We start from the raw sequence: 18,038 nt of genomic DNA, 5'->3' as shown, positions 1-18,038 counted from the left end.
CAGCCGTCGTACTCCGGCTCCGGAGAGCCGGTGCCATGTGAGCTGAAAGAACCAGTCTCGTGCACGCTGTCATCCCTGCCCGCTGTGGATGGACCTGACCGACGATCTCGTGGACCACGCCGGAAATAAACGCGGCGGTGCGCGGCAAGCCTACGGCTTGACGTGTGCGAGAGGCCACCGATGTCCGAGAGTCCGCCGGTATCGACGCCATCATTCGAATCACCCGGTCGTGCGGGGAAGCCGGTCCCATCCGACCGGCGGGTCGATTCGACCCCGCTGTCCGAGTTTTCCACGCCACTCCCGCTCCGCTCTTGGCACTACCGGCCGCCTCAGGCTCCCGGAAGCAATCGGGTGGCGGTACGTCCATTCTCAACGACCCGTCAGCGCGATCGCGCCGTGCCACCCCGTCGCCCACGGGGCGGGTCACCGCGTCCGCTCGCCGCGCGTGCACGGCCGGTTCCACCGACCGCCCTCTCCCGGACGATCTCCACTACCGTCGCCGGCTGATCGAGGAGCCCGACGCCGCACCGGCGGACCAGAGGCGCGCCGCCGCCGAGCCGGCCCACCGCGTCCTGGTGCTCCTCGACCTCGTCGGCGGCCGAGGCGCCCTTGATCGCGAGTAGTCGCCCACCGATCGCGCTCAGCGGCAGGCACCACGCGGCAAGCCGATCGATCGGAGCGACGGCTCGGGCGGTGACGACGTCGGCGGGCGACAGCCGCCCGGACAGCGGACCTCGGACGAACTCCTCGGCGCGACCGCGCAGCACGGACACCTGCGCCCCAAGGCCGAGTCTGTCGACCATCTCGTCGAGGAACACCGTTCGCCGAGCGAGTGGCTCGACAAGCGCGACAGTGAGGTCGGGGCGCGCCACCGCGAGCACGATGCCCGGCAGGCCGGCGCCCGAGCCCACGTCCACCAGCAGCGCGTCGGGCTGGATCAGCTCCGTCATGGCCGCGCAGTTGAGCAGGTGCCGGTCCCAGATGCGGGGAGCTTCGCGCGGTCCGATCAGGCCGCGGAGCACACCGTCGGTGGCAAGCAGATCGGCGTACTGGCGGGCCAACGGCAGCCGATCGCCGAAGAGCGCCCGAGCCGCCGGCAACAGCGACTCGGGAAGGGGCAACGGCGACTCGGGAAGATCAGTATCAGACACCGGTTATGCCGACGGGCTGACCACGATCCGCCGGCTCGGCTCAACGCCCTCGGATTCGCTCTCCACACCGGCCAGCGCGTTGATCACGTCATGCACGCACTTGCGCTCGAACGCCGACATCGGCTCCAGCCGCACCGGCTCGCCGTACTCCTTGACCTTCTCCGCCGCGTTCTTCGCGATCGCGCCCAGCTCCTTGCGCCGCGCGGCGCGGTACCCGCCCACGTCGAGCAGCAAGCGGCTGGGTGAGCCGGTCTGCCGGAAGATGGCCAGCCGGGTCAGCTCCTGCAGCGCCTCCAGGGTGGCACCGCGCTGCCCGACCAGCGCCTGCAGCCGCCCACCGACCACCTCGACGACCGGACGCCCGTTCTGGATGAGCTCGTCGATGTCGCCGTCGTAGTCGAGGATGTCCAGCAGGCCCTCGACGTAGTCGGCCGCGATCTCGCTCTGACGGAAGAGGTCGCCCTCGCCGGTCGGAGCCGAGGTCGACTCCTCGGTCACTTCGGCGATCTCCGCGTCCCCCGCGTTTTCCGTATCCGTCGCGGCAGGGCTGCTTGTTTCGGTCACGTTGTCATCTCCGGATTACTGAGATCCACTACCCCCGGCCGCCGATCGAGCACCGGTTCGAGGATGTCTGTTCGCTCGGGGAGCGCCGCGTAGCCCGCGGACCGCTGGGTCCGCGGGCCGCATCGCATCAACCCGAGAGGCGCCTGGCCGACCCCTTCTTCGGGTTCACCGGCTTGGCACCAGGTTTCTGGCCCAGCCTCGGAGCGTCATCGACCGGGGTCCCATTGGTGCCCGACGCGCCGTTCACCGGCTTCGAGCCGTTGGCCGCCGCGGCGGCTCGGCTCGGCCGGGCGGGCATCTTCTTGGCGACGCCCGGGGTGCCGGTCTTCTTGGCGACGCTCGGCGTACCGGTCTTCTTGACCGCGGGCGTGTCGACCGGCGTGTCCACGGGGGTGTCGACCTTGTCGGCGGGGGCCGGCACGGCGGCCTTCTTCACCCCGGGGGTGCCCGCCTTCTTCGCCATCGGCTTCGCGCCCGGCTTCGGGGCCAGCGCCTTGGCCGCCGCCGTCGGCACGGTCTTCACGCCCGGCTTGGCGGTCTTGGCCGCGCCCGGCTTACCAGCAGCCGCCGCCGCCTTGCTGGCGTTCGGCGGCGGCGGGTACTTGCGCAGCACCCAGAACTGCTGGCCGAGCGAGAAGAGGTTGGTGGTGGTCCAGTAGATGACGACACCGATGGGGAACAGGGTGCCGGAGATCAACAGCGAGACCGGGATGCCGAAGAGCATCAGTCGCTGGATCATCTTCTGCTGGGGATCCTCGGACCAGCCCGTCTTCAGGATCATCTGACGGCTCGTCATGAACGTCGTCACGATCATGGTGGCGATCAGGACGCCGGCCACGAGCTTGACCGTCGTGCCGTTGGCGTGCATCGCAATCAGGTCGGAGTGGCTGGACCGGAACGACGCGGCGATCGGTGCGCCGAACAGCTTCGCGTGCGAGGCGCTCTGGAACTGCGAGACGCTCCATCCGTACAGGGTCTGCAGCGCCACCGGCATGGACGGCTTGACGTGCCGCAGGACGTGGAACAGCGAGATGAAGACCGGGATCTGGACCACCATCGGAAGGCAGCCCATCAGGGGGTTGGCCTTCTCCTTGCGGTACAGCTCCATCATTTCCCGCTGGAGCGTCTCCCGGTCGCCCTTGTGCTTGGCCTGCAGCTCCTTGATCTGCGGGGCCAGGGCCTGCATCGCGCGCTGAGACTTGATCTGCTTGACGAAGACCGGGAAGAGGATGCCCCGGATCGTCAGCACCAGGAAGACGACCGCCAGCACCCATTCCCAGGTTGTGCCCAGGAAGGAGCTGCCGTGGAACACCAGGTTCCACAGAGCATGCCACTCCAGCAGAATCCAGGAGATCGCCCTGTAGAGCGGATCCAGCACGTCGATACTCCAGTTACGTCAATGTCGGATCGGCGGCACCGGGTCGTACCCGCCGGGGTTAAACGGTTGACACCGCAGCAGCCGCCAGGTCGCCAACCGGAGTCCACGCAGCGCACCGTGTGTCGCGATCGCCTCAAGGGCGTACGCGCTGCAAGATGGGTAGAACCGACAGCGGGCCGGCAGTGCCGGGCTTATCCAACGACGGTACGCGACGATGGGTACTGTCAGCACCTTCGCACCGAGCCTGGTCCGCCCTGATCTCGCAGGCATGTGGTGGACGGTCATCGTCGCACCTTCCCGCGGGCACTGGCGGCGGCGAGTGCGCCGTCCAGGTCCGCCGCTAGCTGCGAATACGAACGGGTGGCCACTCCGGGTAACGCCCGCACTACAAGGTCTGTTCCGGGTTGCAGGTCGCCGATCCGCTCACGGACCAAATCCCGCAGTCGCCGCTTCACGCGATTCCGGACAACGGCGATGCCGACGGCCTTGGACACGACAAAACCGGCACGCGCCGGGCGCACCGGTTCATTGCCGACCTCCGGGTGCATCAGGTGCACGACGATCGCGCCGCGTCCCGCGCGCCCACCACCCCGAACCGTCGCGGTGAATTCACCGTGGCGGCGGAGCCGCTGGGCGGCGGCCAACACCCAATGCTCCTAGCGGCCCTCAGGCCGAAAGGCGGGCGCGGCCCTTAGACCGGCGCGCCGAGAGGATCGCGCGCCCGGCGCGGGTGCGCATGCGCAGCCGGAAGCCGTGGGTCTTCGCGCGCCGGCGGTTGTTCGGCTGGTACGTGCGCTTGCTCACGTCGAGCTCCGTCTCAAGGCTGTCCGGCGACACGTCGCCGGACGGAGTCCGTAAGGTGCAGAAACAATTCGGCGTGACCGACTTGCGGGCACGCTTCTGAGTCAGCGTACCAGCCGCACCCCTGATCAGCCCAAACGGTACCCCGGCCGGGCCGCGTACCGCGACGGCCGCCCATACGTCCGGTAACCGGGCAAAAACGAACGGTGTGTCCTGCACAACTTGGCGCACCCGCATAGCCCCCAGGTGTGGACAAGCGTGACACAAGCATGTGGACAACGGTTGAGTGGGTGTGGACAACGCTGTTAACCTGCCCGCTTGCCGGTGATGTCGACGAGGCATGGCCCGCGCCGAGCGGAGACTGAGCCGGACGAATGAGGAATCGCCCAGGTAGGCGCGGCGACGACGGGTGCGGCGATCAGATTTGAACGGCCGGGGAGATCGCTCTCCACGCTGCTGGTAAGTCGATTCACAGCCTGTGGAAAAGCTGTGGACGACTCGCGTGAACTGTGGACGCGATGTGTAAGGCCGTGGGGGATTGGCGTGGGGATAACAGGGGGTTCAGCAGTGGCGGATGCAGATGACCTCGGTGCTGTGTGGGCGGCGGCGACGGATGAGATCGTCTCGGCTCAGCACCGTGCTTACCTGCGTCTGACTCGGCTGCGCGCGATTGTCGAGGACACTGCCCTGGTGGCCGTGCCGGACGCGTTCACCCGCGACGTCATCGAGTCCAAGCTGCGGCCCGCCATCACCGAGGCGCTGTCCCGGCGGCTCGGGCGCGCGATCCAGGTCGCGGTCACCGTGCGGGCCCCCGAGGAGCCGCCGCGCCCGGCGCCCCAACCGGTGCCGATGCCCGCGCCGGTACCCGAGGTACCGGCGTACGTCCAGCAGGTACCGACGGCTCGGGTCTCCGAGCCGACCCTGTTCGACGCGGCGCTGCTGCGCGACCCGGGGATCGGCGGAGAGCTCACCGAAGAGGCCTCGATCCCACCGCCGCGCAGCGGATACGAGCTCGGGTACGACCAGAGGTATGGGCGACCCCTGCCGGCGCAGCCCAACTCGTACCAGAGCCTGGCGCCCGCCCCACCGATGCAGCGCGCCCCGACCAGTCCGTCGGTGCCGATGCATCCGCCCGCCCTGACGTCGGGAGGAGGCGGTACCGGCCGGGACGACCGGCGTTCCCCGATCCCGTCGAGCGACGGTGGCAACCGGCTCAACCCGAAGTACATGTTCGAGACGTTCGTCATCGGGTCCTCGAACCGGTTCGCACACGCGGCCAGCGTCGCGGTCGCCGAGTCTCCGGCGAAGGCGTACAACCCGCTGTTCATCTACGGCAGCTCCGGGCTCGGCAAGACCCACCTGCTGCACGCGATCGGGCACTACGCCACGACGCTGGGTACCGCGAAGTCGGTGCGCTACGTGTCGACCGAGGAGTTCACGAACGACTTCATCAACTCCCTACGCGACGACAAGACCCAGGCGTTCCAGCGCCGGTACCGGGACGTCGACATCCTCCTGATCGACGACATCCAGTTCCTGGAGACCAGGGAGCGCACCCAGGAGGAGTTCTTCCACACCTTCAACACCCTGCACAACTCCAACAAGCAGCTGGTCATCACGTCGGACCGGTCCCCCAAGCAGCTGGCGACCCTGGAGGACCGGCTGCGCACCCGCTTCGAGTGGGGCCTGCTGGCCGACATCCAACCGCCGGACCTGGAGACGCGTATCGCGATCCTTCAGAAGAAGGCGGCCCAGGAGCGGCTGTCCGCCCCCGCGGACGTGCTGGAGTTCATCGCGTCACGGATCTCCAACTCGATCCGGGAGCTCGAGGGCGCGCTCATCCGGGTCACCGCGTTCGCGAGCCTGACCCGCTCGCCGGTCCAGCTCTCCCTGGCGGAGGAGGTGCTGCGCGACTTCATCCCGGACGGGACCAGCCCGGAAATCAACGCCGACCAGATCATGGCCTCGACCGCCGACTACTTCGGGGTCAGCCTCGAGGACCTGCGCGGGCACTCCCGTTCCCGGGTCCTGGTCAACGCCCGCCAGGTCGCGATGTACCTGTGCCGGGAGCTCACCGACCTGTCGCTGCCGCGCATCGGCCAGGCGTTCGGCGGGCGCGACCACACGACGGTGATGCACGCCGACCGGAAGATCCGCCAACAGATGGCCGAGCGGCGGTCGTTGTACAACCAGATCGCAGAGCTAACCAATCGGATCAAGCAGACTCCCTGACGAGCCTCCGGGACGCGGCCCCGCGGGGAGTCGCCGTGGCGGCCCGCGTCCGGGCGTACTTGTTTCTCTCTAGCGGTCGCCGTCGGCTCTCCTTCCGACGGCCTCTGCCGACGCGGCGGCGGCGGGACGCGACACGATGTGCGACCGCACGAACGGGCAACGTGCGTCCACGGCCGGTGGGGCGTCCCGGCCGGACGCCCCGGACGGCGTCAACAGGTGTCGTAACTAATCCACACCCTGTGCGTTGCCATCCACAATGAGCCACGCTCGTCCACAGACTGTGGACCGACCCTGGGGACATGGTGTGGACGTCATGTGGACGTGTCCGATTACCGGTGGACGGCTTGTGCACGACGTTTCCCCACAGCTGGGGGTAAATCCTGGGCATAACCGGTGGACAACCGGTGGACAGCCGTGGACAACCTCGACCGAGGTGGCCGCCTTGGGGACAAGTAGGCGTTCTCAACACCCTTGTTCCACAAGTTCCTCACGTGTGGAAACAACGTCTGAACAGCAGGAACGGCACTTCTCCACAGAACGCACAGGACCGAAGAAGACTATGAATTAGATCTTCTAAGAAAACCAAAAACAATCATCAGCGTGTGGAAAGGACCGGGTGCCAAAGTTGCCGGGGTCGGTGCACGCCCGAAGTCGGTTCGCCATACAGTGCGAAGGGCAAACGATGGAGTTCAACCGCAGGGCGGCCCCGGCCGCCGCTGACCACCATGCCGCCAGCCTGGATCGGGAGGGCACGAGATGAAGTTCCGAGTCGAGCGCGACGCGCTCGCCGACGCGGTCGCGTGGACCGCGAAGAGCCTGCCCAGCCGCCCCTCCGTCCCGGTGCTCGCCGGAGTGATGCTGCGGGTGGCCGGCGGCCAGCTGGTCGTGTCCGGCTTCGACTACGAGGTTTCCACGCAGGTCTCGGTCGAGGTCGCGCCGGATGCGGACGGCGCCGCCCTGGTCTCCGGCCGGCTGCTCGCCGAGATCACCAAGGCGCTGCCGGCCAAGCCGGTCGACGTGGCCGCGGTCGGCGCGCACCTGGAGCTGGTGTGCGGCAGCGCCCGGTTCACCCTGCCGACCATGCCCGTGGAGGACTACCCGACGCTGCCGGAGATGCCGGCCACCGCCGGCACCGTGGACGCCGCTGCCTTCGCCTCGGCCGTGGCTCAGGTGGCCGTCGCCGCCGGCCGTGACGACACGCTGCCGCTGCTGACCGGCGTCCGGGTCGAGCTCGAGGGCTCCACGATGACGCTGCTGGCCACCGACCGGTACCGGCTGGCGATCAAGGAGTTGGAGTGGCGTCCGGACACCTCCGACGCCAGCCTCCAGGCGCTGGTGCCGGCCAAGACGCTGGCCGACACGGCGAAGACCCTCGGCCCCATCGGCGGCGAGGTGACGGTCGCGCTGGCCCGGGGCGGGATGGGCGAGGGCATGATCGGCTTCGTCGGTGGCGCCCGCCGCAGCACCAGCCGGCTGCTCGACGGCGAGTTCCCCAAGGTGCGCAACCTGCTGCCCGATCACCACAGCGCGCAGGCCCGGTTCCAGGTCTCGGCGCTGGTCGAGGTGGTCCGCCGGGTCGCGCTGGTGGCCGAGCGGACCACTCCGGTGCGGCTGTCGTTCAGCGAGGACGGGCTGGTCGTCGAGGCGGGCGGCACCGAGGACGCGCGGGCCAGTGAGGCGATGGACTGCACGTACGAGGGCGAGGCGATGCAGGTCGCGTTCAACCCCGGGTACCTTCTGGAGGGGCTCGGCGCGCTGGACGGGCCGACCGCGGTGCTCTCCCTTACCGACCCCCGCAAGCCTGCGGTGCTGGCGCCGGCCAGTGAGAATGGGGAGATCATCCCCGGGTACCGGTATCTGATCATGCCGATTCGGATCGGTGCTTAGTCCAACAACGCAACAAGGGAGAACACGCCATGCAGCTTGGCCTGGTTGGCCTCGGCCGGATGGGCGGCAACATGCGCGAGCGGCTTCGCCGCGCCGGGCATGAGGTCATCGGTTACGACCCGGACCCGCAGAGGAGCGATGTTCCAGGACTGGCCGACATGGTGGCGAAACTGACCATGCCCCGGGTCATCTGGATCATGGTGCCGCAGCAGGTCACCGAGGACACGATCGACAAGCTGATCGAGTTGCTGCACGAAGGCGACCTGATCATCGATGGCGGGAACTCGAAGTTCGTCGACGACAAGCCCCGGGCGCAGCGGCTGGCCGGCCACGGCATCGGGTACCTCGACGTCGGCGTTTCCGGCGGCGTCTGGGGCCTGGAGAACGGGTACGGGCTGATGGTCGGCGGCTCCGACGAGGACGTCGCGAAGGCTCAGCCGATTTTCGACGCGCTCAAGCCCGAGGGTGACTTCGGCTTCGCGCACGCCGGCCCGGTGGGCGCCGGGCACTACGCCAAGATGGTGCACAACGGCATCGAGTACGGGCTGATGCACGCCTACGCGGAGGGGTACGAGCTGCTGGAGGCGGCGGAGTACGTCACCGACGTGCCGGCCGTGATCAAGTCCTGGCGCTCGGGCACGGTCATCCGGTCCTGGCTGCTGGACCTGCTGGACCGGGCGCTCGAGGCCGACCCGAAGCTGGACGCGCTGCGGGGCTACGCCGAGGACACCGGCGAGGGCCGGTGGACCGTCGAGGAGGCGATCCGGCTCGCCGTGCCGCTGAACGTCATCAGCGCCTCGCTGTTCGCCCGGTTCGCCTCGCGGCAGGAGGATTCGCCGGCGATGAAGGCGGTCGCCGCCCTGCGCAACGAGTTCGGCGGCCACGCCGTCAAGAAGGAAACCCGCTAACCCGCCGACCGCCGGTGGCGCCGCCAAGGTCGGCCCACCGGCGGTGCCGGTGAAGGACAGGGTGCCGCGGGCGGGCGGCTGCGGCTCGGGGGTGATTTTGTACGTCAGGCGGCTCGAACTCGTCGACTTCCGCTCGTACTCGCGGTGCGTCGTCGAGTTCGACCCCGGGTGCAGCGTGCTGGTCGGCCCGAACGGGGTAGGTAAGACCAACCTGGTCGAGGCGCTCGGCTACGTGTCCACGCTGGACAGCCACCGGGTGGCCACCGACGCGCCCCTGGTGCGGGCCGGCGCCACCTCGGCCGTGATCAGGTCCGAGATCGTGCACGAGGGCAGATCCCTGTCGGTCGAGCTGGCCATCGAGCCGGGCAAGGCCAACCGGGCCCGGCTCGGCGGCTCGCCGGTCCGGCGGGCCCGTGACGTGCTGGGTGCGCTGCGGATGGTGCTGTTCGCCCCCGAGGACCTGGCGCTGGTACGCGGCGATCCGGCCGAGCGCCGCGACTACCTCGACCACCTTCTGGTCGCCCGGCAGCCCCGGTACGCCGGAGTCCGCGCCGACTACGAACGGGTACTCAAGCAGCGCAACGCCCTGCTGCGCACCGCGTACCTGGCTCGCAAGACCGGTGCCGGGGCGCGTGACCTGTCCACTCTCGACGTCTGGGACGTGCACCTCGCCTCGCACGGGGCGGAGCTGCTGGCCGCGCGGCTGGAGCTGTGCGCCGCGCTCGGGCCGCACGTCGCGAAGGCGTACGACGCGGTGGCCGCGGGGCGCGGCGGTGCCGGCATCGCGTACCGGTCGAGGATCCCGATCGGGGCGATCGACCGCGAGTCGTTGTCGGCGGGGCTGACCGCCGCGCTGGTCGAGTCCCGGCCCAGCGAGATCGAGCGGGGCGTGACGCTGGTCGGGCCGCACCGCGACGATGTCCTGCTGACCCTGGGCGAGCTGCCGGCCAAGGGGTACGCGAGCCATGGCGAGTCCTGGTCGATGGCGCTGGCGCTGCGGCTGGCGGCGTACGAGCTGCTGCGCACCGAGGGCATCGAGCCGGTCCTGGCACTGGACGACGTGTTCGCCGAACTGGACGCCGGGCGCCGGGAGCGGCTCGCCGGGCTGGTCGGCTCGGCCGGGCAGCTGCTGATCACCTGTGCGGTGGCGGAGGATGTGCCGGCGGCGCTGCGGGGCGCCCGGTATGAGGTCAGCGAGGGTGAGGTGCACCGTGCCTGACAGGCGGTCCCCGCGGCCACGCGGCGAGCAGGCCCCCGACCAGAGCGCCGGGAAGCCGGCCCCGACCGGACCGGACGCCGGGGCACCGGCGGGAGCCGAGCCGGACGGCCAGGCGGTGAACGGACCCGAGCTGGCGCGGGCGGTGCTCGACGCGGCCAAGGTGCGCCGGGAGGCGGCCCGGTCGGCGCGCCGGCCCCGCCCCGTTGACGAACAGGGCCGGCCGGTGACCCGGCGGCTGCGCGGGTACTCGGGGCCGGGGCCGGACCCGCGCGACCCGCAGCCGTTCGGCTCGGTACTGGCCAAGCTGGTCCGCAGCCGCGGCTGGCAGCGGCCGGCGGCCGAGGCCACGGTGTTCGGGGACTGGCCCAAGGTGGTCGGCGAGGACATCGCCGCACACTGCCGCCCGACCAAGCTGGAGGACGGCGAGCTGACCATCGAGGCCGAGTCCACCGCGTGGGCGACGCAGCTGAGGCTGCTCTCCGGTCGGCTGCTGGCGGGCATCGGTGCCAAGGTCGGCCACAACGTGGTGACCAAGCTGCACATCCACGGCCCGGCGGCCCCGTCGTGGACCCGCGGCACCCGCCGGGTACGCGGCCGGGGGCCGCGCGACACCTACGGCTAGTTGAGCGGCGCCCCGGCGTCCTCGGGCTGCCGGGTCGCCGGGTGTGGCACGGAGCGGCCCGCCGTCGGGTGGCCGACCGGCCGGTTGGCCCGCTGGCCCGGTACCGCCGGGTGTGCGGGCGTGGGGCCCGGCCGAGCCGTGGCCGGGTGCTCCCGGGAGACCAGCGCGCGGGACATCGCCAGGCGCCCGGACACGGCCAGCCGGCGCGGTACCGCCACGCCGCGCGCCGCCGACCCGCGTACCCCGGTGAGCAGGCCGCGCGCCGTGCCGGCCGAGGACAGCGGCTTCTCCGCGCGGCGGGACAGCACAATGGCGGCGACAGCGCAGGCGGCCGTGGTCACGGTGCCGGCCATCACCAGCGTGGTGCGCGGACCCACGGCCTCCGACATCCAGCCGAGCAGCTGGGCGCCCAGGGCGCTGGACAGTGAACTGGTCATGGCGAGCGCGGCCAGCACCCGGCCGCGCATGTCGGCGCGGGTGTCCAGCTGCACCCGGGTGGACACGGTGGTGTCGATCAGCACGGCGGCGGCCGCGATCGGCAGGATCGCGGCGGCGAAGGTCCACAGGCCGCCGGAGAGGCCGGCGAACAGTTGAAGGCCGCTGCCCACGACACCGGCGACGATCAGGGTCGGGTACCCGAGCCGGCGCTGCCGGGCGGCCATGAATCCGCCGAAGACGGTACCGACGGCGAAGACCGTGGAGAGCATGCCGTACCCGGCGGCCCCGGAGTGCAGCGGCCCGTCGGCCATGGCTGCCATGGTCACCTGATAGTTGCGGCCGATGCTGCCCAGCACGGTGGCCAGCGCGAGGGTGATCAAGACTATCGGCTGCCGGAACAGGTAGCTGAAGCCCTCGCGTACCCCCCGCTTCTCCGGCACGGCCGGGTCGACGTCGACGGGCTCGTGGGTACGGATGAGGAACAGCGCGATGATCACCGCTACGAAGCCCGCCGCGTTGCCGGCGAACAGGGGCGCCGGGCCGAGTATCGCGACGGCCACGCCGCCGAGGCTCGTCCCGATGATCCGGCCGGCCGAGTTGGACAGCGAGCCCAACGACAGGGCGTTGCCCAGGGTCTTCGCGTCCACGGTCGAGGAGGTGAACCTGCCCAGGGCCGGTCCCTCGATGGCGCTGACCACCCCGGCGAGTACCGAGACCACGTAGATCATCGACATGCCGCCGACGTGGTGCCAGGCGCACATGGCCAGGCAGACGGACAACAGGGCGTGGGCCGACTGGGTCCAGACCAGGAGCCGACGACCGGGGAACCGGTCGGCCAGCGCGCCCGCCCAGGAGCTGAGCAGCAGTACCGGCAGCGCCTGCAGCAGTAGGTTGAAGCCCAGCTGGGTGGTCGAGCCAGTCAGCTGGAGTACGAACCAGCTGATGGCGAGGGTCTGCATCCACCTGCCGGTGACCGACACCAGGTCCGCACAGATCCAGATGCGGAAATTGCGTTGCCGTAGGGCAGCGAAAGTGCTGCGCACGGTTACCGTCTCCTCGATCGCTGACGGCAGCCCGATGGGGGTGGACACCGCCTTGCCCGAGGTCAGCGACTGTCAGCTGACCTCGCCAAGTGTCGCTTCTGCTCAAGGCGATCGTCACGGATCGTGAGGTGATTCACGCAACGGCTAGATCTGATCACCGATAGTGATGCCCGCGGTCCCGGTCGCCCGGTACCGGCCGGGCCGCAAGACGTCACCGTGAGCGCCGCCGCCGGCCTTAGAAGTCGGCGTAGACGGCGAAGCCGCGCTCCGCGCACCGCCGGTAGAAGCTCGCCAGCACCGCCAGTTCGGTGAGGGTGAAGCTCCACTGCGGCGCCAAGCCGTCCTCGTCGCGCAGCGCCGCGAGGCGGCCGTCCAGCCAGCGCAGCTGCTGGTCGGCGAGGCGGCCCGCGGAGATCGCCTTGCGCAGGACGTCGGTGACCGAGTCGAAGGTGACCTCCTCGCCGTACTCCCGGTGCCCGACGACGAACCGCTCCAGCCCACCCGCGACCCACGCGCAGCCGTCCGGGTCGATCACCGGGTCCTCGTCCTCGGCATTGGCGTCAGTGGCGTACAGCACACCATCGAGCCCGAGCAGTAGATCGACGAGTGCGGTGTAGCCGGTGGCGCGGACCGTGCCGGTCTGGGCGATGTGCTCGGCGAGCGCCGCGGCCGGTCCGGCGATCCTGGGCACCTGCCGCCCTACCTCGGCGAAGTCGACGAACTCGGCGGGCGCGACCGGCTCGTAGAAGCGGCCCGTACGCGGCCACTGTACGGCGACGTTGTCCAGGCCCATCTTTGCCCCATTCCTGGTATGGATAAGCGAATGCGGCGGAGAGGGTACGGCACGAAGGGGTGCCGGCGCGACCCCTGGGCCGGCGAAGCCGGTCGATCCCGGCCCAGCAAGATCTAAAGCCCCCCTCGGCGTGAAGGCAGCGCCAGCCGCGCTGGGCGTGTGGGGGAGGTTGCGCCCGGTCCGATTCTCCTGGCTACGGCGATTTGAGGGGGTGCCGCGGGCGGCTTCTATGGCTCCGGCGCAGTAGGATTGACGACGGAACAGATCAGCCGATCACGACCAGCGGGCCCCCAAGGAGACCGGCGCGCCATTCCTCGCCCCGCCAGGCGTGCGGGCCGTGGCGTGCCCCGTGCCTGGGTGACACCGCCTGACCCCGTCCAGGGCTCGCGCGCCGGACGAGAAAGCGATCGAGGGAAGTGGCAGCGCCGAAGCAGCAGCCGGGCGACTACAACGCGTCGTCCATCACCGTCCTTGAGGGCCTGGAGGCCGTCCGCAAGCGTCCCGGTATGTACATCGGTACGACCGGCGAGCGGGGTCTGCACCATCTGATCTGGGAGGTCGTGGACAACGCGGTCGATGAGGCGCTGGCCGGCTTCTGCGACGCGATCGAGGTCATCCTCAGGGCCGACGGCGCGGTGCGGGTCGTGGACAACGGCCGGGGCATCCCGGTCGACATGCACCCGGTGGAGAAGCGGCCGACCGTCGAGGTGGTCATGACCATGCTGCACGCCGGCGGCAAGTTCGGCGGCGGGGCGTACGCGGTCTCCGGCGGCCTGCACGGCGTCGGCATCTCGGTGGTCAACGCGCTCTCCACCCGGGTCGACCTTGAGATCAAGAAGGACGGGTACGTCTGGCGGCAGTCGTACCACAACTCCAACCCCACCCCGCTGGAGAAGGGCGAGTCCACCCAGGAGACCGGTACCACCGTCACCTTCTGGCCGGACGCCTCGATCTTCGAGACCGTCGAGTTCTCCTACGAGACGGTGTACCGGCGGCTGCAGGAGCACGCGTTCCTCAGCCGGGGCCTGACCATCGTGCTGCGTGACGAGCGCGCCGAGGCGACCGCCGAGAAGCGCGAGGTGACCTTCCTCTACAAGGCCGGCATCTCCGACTTCGTTCGGCACCTGAACCAGACCAAGACCCCGATCCACAAGTCGGTCATCGACTTTGACGCCGAGGGCGAGGGCATGGCGGTGGAGATCGCCATGCAGTGGAACGAGTCCTACGGCGAGTCGGTCTACACCTTCGCCAACTTGATCAACACGCACGAGGGCGGCACCCACGAGGAGGGCTTCCGCGCCGCGCTGACCAGCGTGATCAACAAGTACGGCGCCGACAAGAAGGTCCTCAAGGGCGACGAGCGGCTCTCCGGCGAGGACATCCGGGAGGGCCTGGCCGCGATCATCTCGGTCAAGCTGGCCAACCCGCAGTTCGAGGGCCAGACCAAGACCAAGCTCGGCAACACCGACATGAAGAGCTTCGTGCAGCGGGTCTGCAACGAGTGGCTGGCCGACTGGCTGGAGCGCAACCCGAGCGAGGCCAAGGTGATCATCACCAAGGCGTCCCAGGCGGCCCGGGCCCGTATCGCCGCGGCCCAGGCACGCAAGCTCGCCCGCCGCAAGTCGCTGCTGGAGTCCGGCTCGATGCCGGGCAAGCTGGCCGACTGCCAGTCCACCGACCCTCGCGAGTCCGAGGTCTTCATCGTCGAGGGTGACTCGGCCGGCGGCTCGGCCAAGCAGGGTCGCGACCCGCGGGTGCAGGCAATCCTGCCGATCCGCGGCAAGATCCTCAACGTCGAGAAGGCCCGCATCGACCGGGTGCTGAAGAACAACGAGGTCCAGGCGCTGATCACCGCCCTGGGTACCGGCATCCACGACGACTTCGACATCGAGAAGCTGCGGTACCACAAGATCGTCCTGATGGCCGACGCGGACGTGGACGGCCAGCACATCCAGACGCTGCTGCTCACTCTGCTGTTCCGGTTCATGCGGCCGCTGGTCGAGCTGGGCCACGTGTACCTGGCCGCACCGCCGCTGTACAAGATCAAGTGGAACAAGAAGGGCGACGACGCGCAGTACGCGTACTCCGACCGGGAGCGCGACGGGCTGATCCGGCTGCGCCAGGAGTCCAAGCCCAACGCCAAGCCCGACGACATCCAGCGGTTCAAGGGTCTCGGCGAGATGAACTACCCGGAGCTGTGGGAGACCACGATGAACCCGGGGACCCGGACCCTGCGTCAGGTCAGTCTGGACGACGCGGCAACCGCGGACGAGTTGTTCAGCGTCCTTATGGGTGAGGACGTGGAAGCCCGGCGCTCGTTCATCCAGCGAAACGCGAAGGACGTGCGATTCCTGGACATCTGACAGCGCCACCCCCGCCGGTCGGGCCCCGGCAGGCGCTGACCAGCGCCGGCCGGAGGTTCGCAGGTTATCCCCAGCATCCACAGGTTTTTCCACAACTCATGAGGGCTCACTGTGACTGACAATCCGGAGGTCAACCCGGGTGGCGACTCGGGCGCCGGGCAGGACGAACCGATAGAACTGCACGTGGGCGGTCGGGTAGAACCCGTCGGCCTTGAGGTCGAGATGCAGCGCTCGTACCTCGACTACGCGATGAGCGTGATCGTCGGGCGGGCGCTTCCCGACGTGCGGGACGGGCTCAAGCCGGTGCACCGCAAGATCCTGTACGCGATGTACGACTCCGGGTACCGGCCCGACCGCGGGTACGTCAAGTGCTCCCGGGTCGTCGGCGACGTCATGGGTCAGTTCCACCCGCACGGCGACGCGGCCATCTACGACAGCCTGGTCCGGATGGCCCAGAACTGGTCGCTGCGGTACCCGCTCATCGACGGCAACGGCAACTTCGGCTCGCCCGGCAACGACCCGGCCGCCGCTATGCGGTACACGGAGTCCAAGCTCGATCCGCTGGCCATGGAGATGCTGCGCGACATCGACGAGGACACCGTCGACTTCGTGCCCAACTACGACGGCCGGGCGCAGGAGCCCAACATCCTGCCGGCGCGCATTCCCAACCTGCTGATCAACGGCTCGGACGGCATCGCGGTCGGCATGGCCACCAAGATCCCGCCGCACAACCTGCGCGAGATCGCCGAAGCCGTCCAGTGGTGCCTGGCCAACCCGGAGCTCGACGAGGCGACCACGCTGGACGAGCTCATCAAGATCGTCAAGGGCCCGGACTTCCCGACCGCCGGCCTGATCGTGGGGATGGCGGGGATCCAGGACGCGTACCGGACCGGGCGCGGCTCGATCCGGATGCGGGCGGTGGTCGAGGCCGAGGAGGACAACCGCGGCCGCACCAGCCTGGTGGTCAGCGAGCTGCCGTACCAGGTCAACCCCGACAATCTGGCCGAGCGCATCGCCGAGCTGGTCAAGGAGGGCAAGCTCACCGGTATCGCGGACATCCGCGACGAGTCCTCCGGCCGGACCGGCATGCGGCTGATGCTGGTGCTCAAGCGCGACGCGGTGGCCAAGGTCGTACTGAACAACCTGTACAAGCACACCCAGCTCCAGGAGACCTTCGGCGCCAACATGCTGGCCCTGGTCGACGGGGTGCCCCGCACCCTGAACCTGGCCCAGTTCCTGCGTTACTACGTGGCGCACCAGATCGAGGTCATCGTCCGGCGCACCGCGTACCGCCTGCGCAAGGCCGAGGAGCGCGCGCACATCCTGCGCGGTCTGGTCAAGGCGCTGGACGCCCTGGACGAGGTGATCGCCCTGATCCGGCGCTCACCCACGGTCGAGGAGGCCCGTACCGGCCTGATCGAGCTGCTGCAGATCGACGAGATCCAGGCGACCGCGATCCTGGACATGCAGCTGCGCCGGCTCGCCGCACTGGAGCGCCAGAAGATCATCGACGAACTGGCCAAGATCGAGGTCGACATCGCCGATCTGCGGGACATCCTGGCCAAGCCGGAGCGGCAGCGGAGGATCATCTCCGAGGAGCTGGCCGCGATCGTCGAGAAGTGGGGCGACGAGCGGCGCACGAAGATCGTCCCGTTCGACGGCGAGGTCTCGATGGAGGACCTCATCGCCCGGGAAGACGTTGTGGTCACCATCACCCGTACCGGCTACGCCAAGCGCACCCGGACCGACCTGTACCGGTCCCAGAAGCGTGGCGGTAAGGGGATCTCCGGTGCCACTTTGCGCCAGGACGACATCGTCAGCCACTTCTTCGTGAGTTCCACCCACGACTGGATCCTGTTTTTCACCAACAAGGGGCGGGTATACCGCGCCAAGGCCTACGAGCTGCCTGAGGCCAGTCGCGCGGCCAAGGGACAGCACGTGGCCAACCTGCTCGCCTTCCAGCCGGACGAGCACATCGCCCAGGTGATCCAGATCGCCGACTACCAGGTGAGCCCGTACCTCGTCCTGGCGACGAAGAACGGCCTGGTGAAAAAGACCAGGTTGGAGGAGTTTGACTCGAACCGGGCCGGGGGAATCATTGCCATTAACCTGCGAGAGGACGACGAACTCGTCGGTGCGTCCCTGATCGGGCCGGAGGATGACCTTCTTCTGGTGTCCAAGAGCGCCCAGGCCATCCGGTTCAATGCCACGGATGACGCACTGCGGCCGATGGGCCGGGCCACGTCCGGCGTGATCGGGATGCGTTTCACGGAGGGCGATGAGCTGCTGGCCATGGAGGTTGTGCGCGAGGAAATGGACGTACTGGTAGCTACCAACGGTGGCTATGCCAAGCGCACGCCCATCGACGAGTACCCTGTTCAGGGCCGGGGCGGCAAGGGCGTACTCACCGCGAAAATCACGGAACGACGTGGTGGACTGGTAGGTGCGGTCGTGATCAGTCCCGACGATGAACTATTCGCGATCACGTCTAACGGAGGCGTTATCCGGACTCCGGTGAAGCCTGTACGCCGAACGCGAGATCGGAACACAATGGGTGTCAAGCTCATGGACCTTCCGGAGGGCGTGACCCTCGTGGCCATTGCTCGCAACGCCGACGAGCCTGACGAACAGGACTAGTT

The 18,038-nt window shown here is 69.1% G+C and carries 15 protein-coding genes; 7 read left to right on the top strand and 8 right to left on the bottom strand.

All coding sequences use genetic code 11. From position 1 onward, the window contains the following. Positions 1-380: 380 nt before the first annotated feature. The 6 genes from rsmG to rpmH all read right to left on the bottom strand — a co-directional run bounded on the left by rsmG (position 381) and on the right by rpmH (position 3,897). On the bottom strand, positions 381-1,151 hold the full coding sequence (gene rsmG, locus ABEA87_RS20595) for a 16S rRNA (guanine(527)-N(7))-methyltransferase RsmG (protein ID WP_345631798.1): 771 nt from the start codon (positions 1,149-1,151) through the stop codon (positions 381-383). 3 nt (positions 1,152-1,154) lie between these two features. Beyond that, positions 1,155-1,715 carry a Jag family protein gene (locus ABEA87_RS20590; RefSeq protein WP_345631796.1) on the bottom strand — a complete coding sequence of 187 codons (561 nt, stop codon included), beginning with the start codon at positions 1,713-1,715 and terminating at the stop codon, positions 1,155-1,157. Between the two features lie 127 nt (positions 1,716-1,842). Continuing rightward, complete coding sequence (yidC, locus tag ABEA87_RS20585) at positions 1,843-3,093, bottom strand: membrane protein insertase YidC (RefSeq protein ID WP_345631795.1); 1,251 nt, start codon at positions 3,091-3,093, stop codon at positions 1,843-1,845. Positions 3,094-3,111: 18 nt separating this feature from the next. Then, positions 3,112-3,363 carry a membrane protein insertion efficiency factor YidD gene (yidD, locus tag ABEA87_RS20580; protein ID WP_345631793.1) on the bottom strand — a complete coding sequence of 84 codons (252 nt, stop codon included), beginning with the start codon at positions 3,361-3,363 and terminating at the stop codon, positions 3,112-3,114. Positions 3,364-3,374: 11 nt separating this feature from the next. Further along, positions 3,375-3,740 carry a ribonuclease P protein component gene (gene rnpA, locus ABEA87_RS20575; RefSeq protein ID WP_345631792.1) on the bottom strand — a complete coding sequence of 122 codons (366 nt, stop codon included), beginning with the start codon at positions 3,738-3,740 and terminating at the stop codon, positions 3,375-3,377. A gap of 19 nt (positions 3,741-3,759) precedes the next feature. Further along, positions 3,760-3,897 carry a 50S ribosomal protein L34 gene (gene rpmH, locus ABEA87_RS20570; RefSeq protein WP_344085791.1) on the bottom strand — a complete coding sequence of 46 codons (138 nt, stop codon included), beginning with the start codon at positions 3,895-3,897 and terminating at the stop codon, positions 3,760-3,762. Positions 3,898-4,461: 564 nt separating this feature from the next. Here rpmH and dnaA point away from each other — a divergent pair. The 5 genes from dnaA to ABEA87_RS20545 all read left to right on the top strand — a co-directional run bounded on the left by dnaA (position 4,462) and on the right by ABEA87_RS20545 (position 10,762). Continuing rightward, complete coding sequence (gene dnaA / locus ABEA87_RS20565; RefSeq protein ID WP_345631791.1) at positions 4,462-6,126, top strand: chromosomal replication initiator protein DnaA; 1,665 nt, start codon at positions 4,462-4,464, stop codon at positions 6,124-6,126. A 756-nt stretch (positions 6,127-6,882) separates the two neighbouring features. Next, positions 6,883-8,013: a DNA polymerase III subunit beta gene (dnaN, locus tag ABEA87_RS20560; protein ID WP_345631790.1), complete on the top strand. Its 1,131-nt coding sequence runs from the start codon at positions 6,883-6,885 to the stop codon at positions 8,011-8,013. Between the two features lie 29 nt (positions 8,014-8,042). Continuing rightward, positions 8,043-8,921 (top strand): phosphogluconate dehydrogenase (NAD(+)-dependent, decarboxylating), encoded by an 879-nt coding sequence (gnd, locus tag ABEA87_RS20555; RefSeq protein WP_345631788.1) that lies wholly within the window; start codon positions 8,043-8,045, stop codon positions 8,919-8,921. Between the two features lie 97 nt (positions 8,922-9,018). Beyond that, complete coding sequence (recF, locus tag ABEA87_RS20550) at positions 9,019-10,140, top strand: DNA replication/repair protein RecF (protein WP_345632133.1); 1,122 nt, start codon at positions 9,019-9,021, stop codon at positions 10,138-10,140. Further along, positions 10,133-10,762: a DciA family protein gene (locus ABEA87_RS20545; protein WP_425570922.1), complete on the top strand. Its 630-nt coding sequence runs from the start codon at positions 10,133-10,135 to the stop codon at positions 10,760-10,762. The genes recF and ABEA87_RS20545 overlap by 8 nt, the downstream gene beginning before the upstream one ends. Here ABEA87_RS20545 and ABEA87_RS20540 read toward each other — a convergent pair. Together ABEA87_RS20540 and ABEA87_RS20535 are read right to left on the bottom strand one after the other, a co-directional pair. Continuing rightward, positions 10,759-12,243 (bottom strand): MFS transporter, encoded by a 1,485-nt coding sequence (locus ABEA87_RS20540; RefSeq protein WP_345631786.1) that lies wholly within the window; start codon positions 12,241-12,243, stop codon positions 10,759-10,761. The two genes, ABEA87_RS20545 and ABEA87_RS20540, sit on opposite strands and share 4 nt — an antisense overlap. Before the next feature lie 235 nt (positions 12,244-12,478). After that, complete coding sequence (locus ABEA87_RS20535) at positions 12,479-13,036, bottom strand: hypothetical protein (protein ID WP_345631784.1); 558 nt, start codon at positions 13,034-13,036, stop codon at positions 12,479-12,481. A gap of 416 nt (positions 13,037-13,452) precedes the next feature. Between ABEA87_RS20535 and gyrB the strand changes: the two genes are divergently transcribed. Next, on the top strand, positions 13,453-15,399 hold the full coding sequence (gene gyrB, locus ABEA87_RS20530; RefSeq protein ID WP_345631783.1) for a DNA topoisomerase (ATP-hydrolyzing) subunit B: 1,947 nt from the start codon (positions 13,453-13,455) through the stop codon (positions 15,397-15,399). Positions 15,400-15,510: 111 nt separating this feature from the next. Continuing rightward, on the top strand, positions 15,511-18,036 hold the full coding sequence (gene gyrA / locus ABEA87_RS20525; RefSeq protein ID WP_425570921.1) for a DNA gyrase subunit A: 2,526 nt from the start codon (positions 15,511-15,513) through the stop codon (positions 18,034-18,036). Positions 18,037-18,038: the final 2 nt, after the last annotated feature.

Source organism: Rugosimonospora acidiphila (genome assembly GCF_039543385.1).
GTDB classification, from domain to species: Bacteria; Actinomycetota; Actinomycetes; order Mycobacteriales; family Micromonosporaceae; genus Rugosimonospora; species Rugosimonospora acidiphila.
This window is presented reverse-complemented; position numbering and strand designations above follow the sequence as displayed.